Raw genomic sequence first — 12151 nt, forward strand, 5'->3', positions numbered from 1 at the left:
CCTGCGAGCATTCTCGGGTAGGGATCAGGTGGCACAGGTCCGTCCTTGGAGCTCAAGCCGCCGGATGGCGAGGGTGGGCAGCGGGTGGAACTCCACCGGAGCGAGGATGGTCAGCTGGGCGAATCGGCGTATGACCGCGCGAACAGCGGCGGTCGCCTCAAGCTGGGCCAGCGGACCGCCGAGGCAGTAGTGCACGCCGTGGCCGAAGGACAAGTGGCGGCGGGCTGACCGGTCGAGAAGGAACGGCTCCGGGTCCGGGTTCAGCTCCGGGTCGTGGTTCGCGGACAGGATCCATGCGGAGACCAGAGCGCCGGCCGGCACGGTGGTACCGGACAGCATGACGTCCTCGGTGGCGCTCCGGGTCACCTGGGCGAAGGCGGGCCTGACCCGTAATGCCTCCAGCACCAGGTCGTCGACCTGGTCGTGTTCACGGACCCGGGCGTCCGACACCGGTTGGACACACAGATGGTGGACCGCCGCCGCGATCAGCGAGGTGGTGGTGACGTGCCCGGCCAGGAGGATCAGGCCGGTGAGCGAGGCGATCTCGTCGATTGTCGCCGGCGCGCCGTCCACCTCTGCGGTCGCCAGGCGTGACATCAGGTCTCGCCCTGGCCGCGCTCGCTTCAGCCGCGCTACCTCGGCCAGGTAACGGTGCATCGCGTCCATCTGCCCGGCGTCGCCGCGGCTGAATCCGATGGACCAGGTACGGAAGCGGTCGATCTGGCCTTCGGGCAGCCCCAAGTACCTGGAGATGACCCGGATCGGCAGCGGGTAGGCCAGGTCGTGGACGAGGTCGAACCGGTCCGGCACCAGGCTGCCGACGAGCTCGTCGGCGATCTCGTCGATCGCCGTGATGAGGCCGCTGACCGAGGCGGGTGTGAAGGCTTGGTTGACGAACCGTCGCATCCGGGTGTGGTCCGGCGGGTCCATCATGGTCAGGTTGCCGCGCCCGAGCTGTGCCGTGGGCGGCATCATCCGGGTCCGGTCCGAGGAGAAGAGCGCGCTGTCCGCCAGTACGGTGCGCACGTCCTCGGCCCGGAACACATGGTGCATTCCGTCGAGTTCGAGGACCGGCGTGTGGCGTCGCGCGTCGGCGAGCCAGCGCACCAGCCTGGTCCACCCCGCGCCATCGAGTTCGGTGAAGGCCGGGAATCCGGCCGCGGTCCCGGACCTCACGGGAACGGGTGGGGGTCGGGGTTCAGCTGGTCCAGGGTCAGGTCCGCACCGAGTCGGCCGAGTCGCCGCGGCAGGCTCAGCAGCCGGGGCAGCCCGTCGACCCGCCGGTTGCGGTAGCCGAAGGTCATCGGCACCGCGCCGGGGACCAGGACCTTGACGCAGCTGAATCCGCCGGCCCTGTGTTCAGGGGTGGTCTGGTCGACCACCAGCACCTCGCCGACCCGCTCGACCGCGGCCCGCAGGTCCACCGTGAGGTCGTCGCGGTCCGGCCGCAGCCGGTTCGGCCCGCCGACCTCGTCGATGCCGATGGTGGGCCCACCGAACAAGAAATCGAGCCGGTGCGCGGCGTCGGGGTGCGCGTAGAGCGCCGAATGGTCCGGCATGGTGACGACCTGGTAGGGGTCACGCACCATCTTTGCGGCCCGGTCCTCCTCGTTCGGGTAGCGTCTGATCACGTCGCTGAGTATCGGACCCAGCTCGTTCAGCGCGTTCAGCAGTGCCCGCTCCGGGTTCAGACCAGCTCCCGCGGTGCACAGCAGGGCGGGACCCTTCCGGTCCGGGTGAGCCGCCATCACCCAGACGGCCGGGATCCCGTAGTCCGTGGTGATGTCGAAGGCATGGATGCGGTACCCGGTGCTCGACCTGATCGCGCCCGCCTGGAGCGGAACGGCCGGGTCGTGGCACGAATCCAGGTCGATGGTCGGCGAGGTGGTCCGGGTGTACCAGGTGCACAGGAAGGCGTCGCGCTCGACCGTCTCCATGAGTCCGTGCAGCGTGGCCTCTTCCCAGGAGGAGCCGAGGGCACAGCCGTTGGACACCTCATAGTAGGATACCGGATCGTCGCCGCGCAGTCGGTGGCAGTAATAGTACGCCAGGGCCTCCGGCACCAGGTGTGCGCTCCCGGAGGCGAACGAGTGCGCCCACACCCACCACACCGGCCGGTCTGGATCGAACCTGCGATAGCGGAAGGTCGGGTCGTCGTAGCTCTCGTCCGGGTGGTGTCCGAACACGTCAGGGTGCACCGCGTACGGTGCGTGTTCGTGCCACGTGCCACGCACGGAGCTCCGCAGCCCCCCCGGGGCCACACCGCCGTAGCGCTCCAGCGCCTCAAGGATCGCGGTCAGCTCGCTGGTCCGGTAGTCGCGGCTGCGGCCGTACCCGGGCTCGGCCAGATTGTCGAACCGCAGCGGCATCGACGCGCCGGCCATCACGAGCCCGCCCTCCGCACCGCGGTTGGTGTGCCGGATCAGGCCGCTGAACGGGTCCACGTAAAGATCGTGGACGGTCTCGAACTCGGCCATCACGTCCCGGGTCCGCGACCCGAACGGCGTGATCTTGGGAGCGGGCCGCAGGACGCGCTGTGCCAGCTCCGCCGTGTCCTCCGGCAGCACTCCGCAGTGCGGGCAGAAGGGGTCGGGGAGGAAGCGGTGGCGGATGGTGGTCAAGGTGGCCAGATCGACCACCGTCACCAGGCGCCGGTCGTCCGGGGCGGCCAGCTCGTCCTCCACCAGCGCGGCAGCCGCTTCGGCCACCACCTGAGCGGCGAGTTCGTCGAGCAGCCTCGGCACATCCTGTGCGAGCCGGGCGGCGTGCTGCTCGCGCAGCGGGGCGAGCCACGCCTTGCCCGCGTCGACGCGTTGCCGCCGCAGGTCGAGGCAGTGCGGGCAGCCCGGCAGACCCGGGCGAGTGAATGGCCCCACGACCACCTGATCGACCTCGGAGTGCACGCTCAGCCACGCGCGGTCGTCCGGCCCGTCCGCCGGGAGCTGCCAACTGTCGCTTGCCAGTACCTCGACATCGAGGTCCGCGAGTGCGTCGGAGAGGCTGCGGGACAGGAATACGGGCTGTACCGCCGCGTCGTCGGCGGTGTTCGTCAGTATCTCCGTCATCAGTCCACTACCACCTTCACTGCCGAGATTCCGAGCTGGGCGATGCCGGGGTCGTGGTCGAGATCGACCACGACCGCGTCGGGGGCGCGCAGCGCCACCGCGTGACGAAGGGCCATGAGAGTGAGCGGCGGCGCGCCGGGCAGGGCGACTGCCCGGCTGGGCAGTGGCAGTGCCTGGCCCATGGCTCGCGGCGCGAGGTCCGCACGGCCGTGCATCAGCACTTGGTCGGTGAGCACGGCCTGCTCCATCGCGCGGACCGCTGCGGCGGCGTGGCTGGCGCCTCGGCCGTACACGGTTCCGTGGCGGGTGGTTGCCACCGCGGTCGGGACCGTCTCCTCCGGCAGTAGGCCGAGCCAGGCCATACGGTCGCTCACCAGCAGTTGGTCCAGCGCTTCGCGCACCTCGACCGGCAGTCCCTCGCCGTCCTCCACGCGTACGACCGGGCCGGGTGCGTCCACCGCCCATGTCTCGACGAGGTCGAGCAGTGCTGCGGTGAGTGCCTCCTCCCGTCCCTCGGCCGCAGCGGTGCCGAGCGACGGCCCGGTAGCGGCGCCGCAGCGCCATGCCCGGTCGACCGGCACCAGCACCGGGCCGTCGTCCGCGAGGCGGCGGGCGGGCAGGAAACGGCCCGCCGGGTTGTCGGCGATCTGGTCCGTCGCAGCGCGCAGCGCGGACAGGTCATCGGTAGTGGGGGTGAGGACGGGCCGCCCGGCCGCGTCGACCACGGCGCGCGGATCGAGCGTCGATTCGAGGTGCAACGCAAGGGCTGCGAGCACGGCCCGTCGCCGGGCCTGCTCGTAGTCGGATCCGTCCGCGACGATCTCCACGTCCAGTGGGCGTATCGAGGCCCGGCCTACGACCCGGACCCGGGCGAGGTGCCGGGGCACCTGGGGCAGGTCGTCCTCACCGATCTCGCGCACGACGCCGTGAACCGGGTCGACCGCCGCCATCACCCGCTCGTCGAACAGCTCGGCCACCGGCCCCGCCGACGCGGGCCGCCACGGGTGCGGCAGCGCCCGCCAGTGCGTCGTCTCCTCCCGAGTGACCGCCAGGCCGCTCCATACCTCTGCGGACCCGAGTGCCACCCGCCGGACCAGCTGGGCCGCGGCGGTCCGCACCGCTGCGGCGTGGGGCCGTCCGTCGGCCAGGTCACCGCAGCGCAGGGCGGCCACGACCCCATCGAGCTGCTCGGCGTCCATCGGCCCGACGACCACCGCGACTTCCTCGGCTAAGAGGACGACGCCCGCACGGCCCGTCCCTGCCACGGCACGGACGTCTTCGAACCAGTCGCCGCGCAGGGGCCCGGCTCCCAGAACCACGGCGGGCAGCGACAATCCGCTGCGCTCCACCGCGCGCTCCAGTTCGGCACTCTCGCCCGCGAACCCCACCTCGCCGGACACGCCCGGCTGCCGCAGGATTCCGACAGACACCATCGCATCCCGCACCCGGCGCGCCTGCGCCGCACGCGCGCCACTGAGTTCGTCGGCCGCCTGCTCCACGTCCCGGCCCTGGTCGACCCACGAGGACACCAGGCGGATCCAGCCGGACACGCCGGTCGACAGTTCCAGCGGACCGGACTCGGACAGCCCGTGGGTCTTGCCCTCGAAGTCGATCGTGTAGGCGTTCAGCCGCAGGAGAGCACTCATCGGCCCTGCTCCCCATGCCGGCGGAGGCTGGATCCCACGATGAACTGGCCGACGCTGACCTCGACGAGCGGGTCACGGCCCGTCGCCTCGGTGAAGGCCACCGCATCGTCCGTGCCCAGGGGACAACCGGCCAGTCCCATGGCGCTGCACGTCCCGGCGAGCGCGTGGTAGAGCACCCCTGTGTTCTTCAACACCACTGCGTATCCCATCCCCTCGTACTTCCACATCACCCGGCCGACCCGGGCTGCCACGACCAACAGCACCTGTGGGAAGTCACCGGTCGTCGATCCCTGTGAGGCGACGCGCAGCATCCGGCGCACCGCGGGGTGGGCCAAGGGCTGCACGAGTTCCAACTCGTGCCGGTGCGCGTCGTAGTGATAGAAGCCGCTGTCCAGCCCCGCGCACTGGTTGACCACCGGATACAGTTCGAGCTCGTACACCGCACCGCCCGAAGGCCGCGGGGAGCTGGCGAACTCCACCCCGTCCTCTTCGCGCACCCGCCGCACCCGCGCCGTGCGGTACAGCAGCTCACCGAGCTGATCGACTGCGATCGGGGACTCCTCATCGTGCTCCCGCTCCGACCGACGCCCCTCGGACACCTCGAAGTACGAGCCCTCACTCAGCCGGCGGTCCGTGAAGTTCGGCACAGCCAGTCCGGCACGGGCCCCCGAGTAGGGCGGCGGGGCGGCCGGCTCCGGCTCGAAGCCCGCCGCGCGGCCCCACCAGGTTCCGCCGAACCCGTCACCGACGTACCCGCGGTATCCGAGGCGGCTGCGGTCGTGGAAGAGCAGTTCGTGCGGCGACCACTGGCGGTAGCGCAACTCCTGGGCCTGCTCGCCCTCCGGGTCGGCCAGGAAGCCCGCGAGCGCGAGCTGCTCATGGAGGGCAGCGGCGAGCCCGCCGGGCGCCGATGCCGAGTCGGACCCCGGGTCGAGCGCGGCCGTCAGCAGCTCCCGCCGATGGAGCGTGATCTCAGCGCTGGCCAGGGGCGATTCCAAGATCAGAGCACCGTGCTCGGCCCGGATGACCGCGTACCGGGACAGGTCGAGCCGCCCCTCGGCGGCGGGCGCCGGCCCACGGGCCCTCAGCGGCCGCACCACGAACGCGACCCCACGGTCGTCGGCGAACTCCTCGTCGAGCCAGCCGCCTCGCCGCAGCAGTTCGGTGACCTGATCCTCCGCGTCGGCGGGCTGCCCCGTACCGGCAAGCCGCGCGACGACATCCGCCGTCGACGCGCCGGAGGGCAGGCTGACGTGGTGAGGCCAGGCCATGAGGTGGGTGCGCCCGCCGCGCTCGGCGCTGAATACGCCCCTCCTCAGTCGCTCGGTCCGCTGTGCGGCAATGTCCTGCGCCGGGGTCACCGGTCGCCTCCCTCTGTGGTCGTCGGGTCTTCGCTCTCCGCCAGGGCCGTGGCCAGCAGGTGGCACAGTCGGTACCGGCCGACCGGTCCCACGCCCATCCGAGAGAGCTGGAGATAGAGCAGGCTGATCGCGAAGCGGTAGGTCAGGAACCAGCCGGAGGAGCGCACCTCCTCCCACCGGGCCGACCCGGCCAGTTCACGGTGGAACGCGCTGCGCCCGGTCAGCTCGGCCGAGAAACCGTCGGCTACCGCGGGCAGCGCGAACTCGCCGCGGGACTGAGCCTGCCGGGCGGCCCGAACCACCGGAGTGATCGCCTCCAACCAGTCCCGGACGTAGCCGGGCCGGTCCGGGCCGGCTGCCACCGCTAGCAGCCTGCGGCGCAGCGACGACGCCGAACGGCGGGCGACCGCGTCCCAGGTCGCGCGCACGTCCGGCGCGGCCTCGAGGTTCAGATACGCCTCGGCGTGCGACCGGAAGGACAGCGCGGCGGACATGAGCCCGTCCCGGCCGAACTCCTGGGCCGTGACCGCCATCAGGTCGGCGAGGGCCGGTCCGAGCCGATCCGCGGGAGCGGCGCGCAGCAGCCGCAGCGCCGGCATGCTCGCCGCGTAGTGGAATTCCTCAAGCAACGCCCGCACCTCGGAATCCGCACCCCACATCCCTTCGGGGGGCCCGGCCACCCAGGTGAGGGAGTTGTCCACCAGCCAGTCCTCGCACAGCTCGACGCCGGCACGGTCGGCGGCCTGCTGCGCCCGGTCCCGGACATCCGCGAGCGTCACGGTCCGCGTCGACGGAGTGGAGCGCAGCAGCCCGTGCAGCCGCCGGTCGATCTGTTCCCGCACCGTGGCCGCGGCATCGACGGGCCCGCGCACCCCCAGGCGCAGATGCGGTCCACGCTGCCATTCCCGGGTCAGCCGGAACCGGCAGCCGGCCTGCTCCGCGGCCTCGGCGCACTCCCACAGCGGACCGAGCAGCAGAGGGTTCCACCTGCTCTCGTCGTGGTAGGCGAACATCCCCTGCCAGTCCGCGAGACGACTGTCGTCTCGGGTCGCGACCCGCTGCTGTGTGCCGGTCACGCGTCTGTTCCTGTCTCGACGAGAAGGGCCTGTGCGAGTGCTGCGCGCAGCATCAGTTCCGTGGGCAACGTCACTCCTATCCGGTTGACGAAGAGGTGGATGCAGATGTCCAGCGTCGCGATCGGGTCCCTGGCATCGGCGGTAGCGAACGTCACGCCGCCGAATCCGAGGGCGGGCGGGCGGTAGTCCTCCGCAGCGGCGCGCAGCTCGGCCTCAAGCCGTTCCAGCGATCGGGTGAGGCGCTGGGCCGCAGCGGGCGGCCGCTCCAGGAGCGGCGCGATCCGGCCCAGGTCCAGCCGGGTACCGGGCGGAAGGCCGGCATCCCGGACGCGCCGGGCCCAGTCGGCGCCGGTCGTAGGCCCACGCGCCGCGAAGAAGCCGGCCAGGACCAGGACGACCAGGGAGTCCCGGGCCGCCGCCGACGGGGTCGCCGCGAGCACGTCCAGGGCGATCCGGGTGCTCTCGTCGAAGTGCCCCTCGCATGCCGCCAACGCGGCGCCGTGGCCGTACCGTTCGTGCTCCGGAGAGTAGGCGGCCGGTACGACCGTGCCGTCCGGGACCAGCTCGGCCGCCGCATCCGATCCGCCGATCCGGCCGCGCAGCAGTGTGTATTCCTCGGCGCTCATGCTGCGCTCGGACGGATGCTCGTGGCACCAGCGCCCCAGCTCGGCCGGTACCCGACGCTCCAGTTCCGCCAGCGCGGTGTCCGACGGGGCGCTGAGTCTCAGCCGCACGTGCGGGCCACCGTCCCAGTACCGCAGAACGAACGCCAGGTCGACGAGTCCTTCGGCCCGCAAGGCTCCGATCAATGGTGTGACCGCCTCGGTCAACAGCCGGTCCTGACCCTGGTGCTGGTGCACATGCCAGGAAGTCCAGGTCGTCAACGTCGCACCCCCACCTGGACCGCGAACTCGGTCACGTGTCCCGATCCGGCCAGCGGGTCGGGCAGGCATTCCTCGACGATCGCGTACTCGGCCTGGCGGAGCATCTTCTCGGCGTCCGCGAACAGCAGCGGGCTGGTGACGTCGACGAACACCGGCTTGCGCGCCTTGCTCCGGCCCCCGCCGTGATCGGCGGAACTCCATGCCCGCAGGTAGAATCGGCTGCCCAGACCGTGTGCGGCGAGCCATCGGTGCCAGGCGCGCAGCGATTCACGCGGCCCCCGCCCGCTCGGGAACTCCTCCCGGCGCAGCAGCCGACGGGTCCGCTGCAGCGCGGTGGTCCCGAGCACCACTCGGGGAGTGGCGGTCGACCGCGCCGCACCGGCCCGACCGGGTGCCGCGGGGGTGAACACCGCGACGCTCGGGTGGATCAGGTAGGCGCTGCCGAAGACCTGCTCCAGCAGCCGGACGAACGGCGGCAGTGCGAGGTCGGCGGCCATGCCGAGGTGCACCAGACGCACGTCCCGACCGTCCATGTCCCGGAGTGCAGGCAGGCCGTCCGCCCCGGGCACGACGCGCACCGACGACATCGGCAGACGCTCGCCGTCCGGCCGGCCGGATGCGGTCCCGGGATACTGCAGTTCGCGCGGTGCCGTGGCCGTCCGCACGTTGAGTGCCGACCCCAGTAACCCGCCGATCTCGACGACGTCCTCGTCGACGGTGGGGACCAGGTCCGCGATCGCGAGGCCCGCCTGTGCGGCGAGCCGCCCCCGGCCGCGGCCGTGCCCGCCGTGCACCACGTTCACCACTCGGTGGATTCCGGTCTCCGTGGCCTGTTGCAGGTAGAAGGTGGCCGAGCGGTTCGGGTGCGCGAAGGGGAAGTCGTCGAGCAGTCGGTCCAGGTCCGCCACGGCGAGTGGGCCGTGCACCGCCCGGCCGAGCACCTCATCGGTGAGCCCGGACAGGGCACGACCGAGTTCCCTCACCATGCTGCCCGAGCACGTCGCCAAGTCGGCTCCCCACGGGGGCGCCGTCGGCCCGATGATGCGCCCGAGATCGTCCGCCGGGTCGAGACGCGCCCGGCCGAGACTGTCCAGGGCAACAGTCAGCGGCACGTCGTAGTCGGCGCCGAACCGCCCGGCCAGGTACTCGCCTGCCGCCGCCTTGGCCGGCAGCTTGTGGTCATACAGCGCCAGGAGCCTCCGGGCACAGTGGAGTTCGTCGAGCACCGCGCCGTCGGGACGGTCGGGGAGTTCGTAGGGCCAGTCGTCGGCGACGGACATCTCGTGCGCCTTGACGGCAGGAAGCTCGATGCCGAGCCGGCGCCCCACCCGCTCGGCGGCGGCCTCCGTGGTCGCGGCGGAGTCGTCCAGCGCGGTGTCCAGCGCGGCCAGTTCGGCGGACAGGTCCGCAGCGCCGCGCCGGTCGGCGAACGCGGACCAGGCGGCCCAGGGCTGGGGGTGATGGTCGGCGACGGGCAGCCGGTGTTCGATCAGCCCGGCGGCCAGGCACTTGCTCACCAGGGCCGCTCCGCCGGCCACCCGGGCGGCCAGATCCGCCTCGGTCTCCCCGGGGCTCAGGGTGCGCAGCACCGCGTCGATCGCCGGGTGATCCGTCACCCGGACCGTCTGCTCCCGTTGTCCGGACCGGAGGAACAGCCAGCCGCCGTCGACCCGCACCAGACTCGGGTTGACCCGGACCTCAAGCTCGGCGGGCACCGGCAGCTCCACGTGCAGGGCCTGGGTCAACGCGCCGATCACCGCGCCGTCCAACTCGATCAGCAGCCGCTCCAGGGCCGCCTCGCCGCCTGCCCGACCCCAGCGGGCCGGAATCGTCACCATCCAGGAGCTGAACGGGCTGGTCTTCGCAGCCGTGCGGGCCGCCATCCGGGCGAGCCGGAGGAGTCGCTTGCGCTGCGGCGCGCCCGTCGTCCCCACGGCCCATCGCTGCGCGATGTCGGCCAACTCCCGGCTGGTGGCCTCAAGACCGGTCCGGAACCGCCGGTCGAGGCAGAGGTCGCGCAGGTGCCGCAGGTCGTCCGCCTCAGCCGCCGCCCACCCGGCTTCCAGTTGCGCGCCCAGGGAGTGCAGCCGGTCCCGCGCGGTCGTCCAGGAGTCGAATGCGACGGCCGCTCGCTCGGACATCAGTGGCACAGCCTCCTGCGCGACCCGCTGCGCCAGGTCGCCATGGTGCACTCCTCTGCGTGCGGCGACCAGCACGGCCCGTTCGTGTCCGGTGTGCGCGCCGATGTCCTGGGACAGGGCCGCGCTGGCCTGTTCGGCGGACTCGTCCAATAGCCGGAGGACGTAGGTCTCCTCGGCCAGCACCTGGTCGATGCCGCTGTGGTAGAAGCCTCTGAGCGCATCTCGGCTCAGGCCGGCCACCCGGACGAGGAGCACCTCGTCCACGGCGGCCCGCCCGCAGAAGATCGACAGATTCCGGACAGGGTCCACCTGTGACAACCCCCACCGCCGTGGTTCGCCTGCTGATCAGGCATTTCGGAACATGTTTGACCGACTATCGCGAAGACGCAGCCGGATAAATTCGAGCGGCTTTCAGCACGCCACCGGAAGAATAAACATCCGTCGATTCAGGAGAACGGTGCCCACCGGACTCTCGACCCCAACGGCCGCGAGCTCAGACACTTCCCCCGACAGATCTCATGCGACAGCATTCGCACCCACCCCCGTGAGCGGCATATGATTGAACGTCAAATCCTCAATCCAGTGGCCGACTTCGACCTTAGTAGCCGCCCATCCACGGCGCAAGGTCGAACGCAATACAACAAGCTGGTGACTGAAACCAGGTGTGCGAGAGCACGCCACAGTCCCACGGCACACCCTGGGCGCCGCGGGACTGTGTTCATTCAGTTGTCGGGAGGATTTGCCGGAGCGCCTCCGCCCTGGAATCGACCTGAGGTCAGTTGGAGCTGCAGGAGCAGCAGATGTAGCAGAAGCAGTTGGTCGACGAACCAACCTCCGGCATGCCGTGGTCAGCGGTCAGCGCGGTCACCGCGCCACCCTGCTCGACGACGTCGAACACGTCGATGGAGAGGTCGTTGACGTCGACGAAGTAGTCCTCGTTGCTCATGGCGACTTCCTTTCGCTGCTGATGAATACGGTATCGCTCCGGATGAACCCAGAATTCTTACTCGGAATTCGTGGAGCGGTATTCATCATGGCTGGCCTCAGGGCCAAGGTCACGCTTTCAAGACCGATGACCAGAAACCACAGCGGGTCACGGGACCCAATACCAGGACGGCGTCGCAACTGTCGGGAGGCTCACTCTGAGCCGGCTGAACGGGCCCGGACGGAGACGCGCCGCGGCTTGCGGGCGGCCAACCGCTCAGCGGTTCCTCTGACCTGAGGATCCCCGGCCGCACGCGCGGCCTCGATCTGCTGCCGGGCGGCATCTCCGCGCAGCTCACCAAGGGCCATCAGCGCGGCCAAGGCCACCTGCGGCTCAGAGCCCGCGACCGCCGCCCCCAGGGCCTCTGCCGCGTCCTCCGCATCCGGATGCCCGATGTAGCACAGGACATCCGCCGCATGCCGCCGCACCGCATGGTCGTCCGCCCCGAGCGCCGCGACCAGGGCCGGCACCGCGGCGGATCCGAACGCGGCCACGTCGTCGGTCAGGGCGTTGCGCTCTTCGATGTCCTGCTCGCCCAGCAGGGCGATCAGATGCGGTACCGCCCGGGGCTCCTTGATGCGGCCCAGTGCCCATCGGGCCTTGCGGGCCACCGCTTCGTCCGGGTCCGCGACATGGGGCAGAACGACGTCCACCGTCTCCGGGTTGGCGAACTTGCTGACCACGTGCAGGGCCTGGACCCGTACTTCCGGTGGCTGGTCCGCCCCGACCGCGGAGAGCACCGCCGGCCGGGCGGCCTCCTCCAGCCGGGTGACCGCCCAGGTCATGGTCTCCCGAACGAAGAAGTCCTGTTCCGCCCACAGAGCGTCGACGAGCGCATCGGCACATCCCGTCTCGGCCTGCGACCCGATGTCGAGGGCCGCGGTGTTGCGGACGCTACGGTCCGGGTCCGACAGCTTCGCGAGCAGCTCGGCGGCAGACATCGGGCCGTTCCGAGGTGGTGAAGTCGACATACCAAGGATTCCTATTCTGGTG

General features: G+C 71.1%; 9 protein-coding genes. All 9 read right to left on the reverse strand.

Annotation, left to right across the window (positions count from 1 at the left end; all coding sequences use genetic code 11):
- Nucleotides 1–24 precede the first annotated feature (24 nt).
- The 9 genes from ACFU99_RS00080 to ACFU99_RS00120 all read right to left on the reverse strand — a co-directional run bounded on the left by ACFU99_RS00080 (nt 25) and on the right by ACFU99_RS00120 (nt 12099).
- Nucleotides 25–1176 (reverse strand): cytochrome P450, encoded by a 1152-nt coding sequence (locus tag ACFU99_RS00080; RefSeq protein ID WP_384383404.1) that lies wholly within the window; start codon nt 1174–1176, stop codon nt 25–27.
- A complete protein-coding gene (locus tag ACFU99_RS00085) occupies nt 1173–3065 on the reverse strand; it encodes a TOMM precursor leader peptide-binding protein (protein ID WP_384383407.1) in 1893 nt (630 codons plus the stop codon). Before ACFU99_RS00085 ends, ACFU99_RS00080 begins: the two co-directional genes overlap by 4 nt.
- Entirely contained in the window at nt 3065–4711 is a 1647-nt protein-coding gene (locus ACFU99_RS00090; protein ID WP_384383410.1) for a hypothetical protein, read from the reverse strand. Before ACFU99_RS00090 ends, ACFU99_RS00085 begins: the two co-directional genes overlap by 1 nt.
- Nucleotides 4708–6072, reverse strand: a complete 1365-nt coding sequence (locus ACFU99_RS00095; protein WP_384383413.1) for a SagB family peptide dehydrogenase — start codon at nt 6070–6072, stop codon at nt 4708–4710. Before ACFU99_RS00095 ends, ACFU99_RS00090 begins: the two co-directional genes overlap by 4 nt.
- On the reverse strand, nt 6069–7148 hold the full coding sequence (locus ACFU99_RS00100) for a lantibiotic dehydratase C-terminal domain-containing protein (protein ID WP_384383416.1): 1080 nt from the start codon (nt 7146–7148) through the stop codon (nt 6069–6071). The genes ACFU99_RS00095 and ACFU99_RS00100 overlap by 4 nt, the downstream gene beginning before the upstream one ends.
- Nucleotides 7145–8032, reverse strand: a complete 888-nt coding sequence (locus ACFU99_RS00105) for a lantibiotic dehydratase C-terminal domain-containing protein (protein WP_384383419.1) — start codon at nt 8030–8032, stop codon at nt 7145–7147. Before ACFU99_RS00105 ends, ACFU99_RS00100 begins: the two co-directional genes overlap by 4 nt.
- Nucleotides 8029–10482, reverse strand: a complete 2454-nt coding sequence (locus ACFU99_RS00110; protein ID WP_384383422.1) for a hypothetical protein — start codon at nt 10480–10482, stop codon at nt 8029–8031. The genes ACFU99_RS00105 and ACFU99_RS00110 overlap by 4 nt, the downstream gene beginning before the upstream one ends.
- A 466-nt stretch (nt 10483–10948) precedes the next feature.
- The gene (locus ACFU99_RS00115; RefSeq protein WP_384383425.1) at nt 10949–11119 is read right to left on the reverse strand and encodes a thiomuracin/GE37468 family thiazolyl RiPP peptide; all 171 of its coding nucleotides are present in this window, start codon (nt 11117–11119) and stop codon (nt 10949–10951) included.
- A 191-nt stretch (nt 11120–11310) separates the two neighbouring features.
- Nucleotides 11311–12099, reverse strand: a complete 789-nt coding sequence (locus ACFU99_RS00120) for a HEAT repeat domain-containing protein (protein WP_384383428.1) — start codon at nt 12097–12099, stop codon at nt 11311–11313.
- Nucleotides 12100–12151 lie beyond the last annotated feature (52 nt).

The sequence above is a fragment of the Streptomyces sp. NPDC057654 genome, from assembly GCF_042800135.1.
GTDB lineage: Bacteria > Actinomycetota > Actinomycetes > Streptomycetales > Streptomycetaceae > Streptomyces.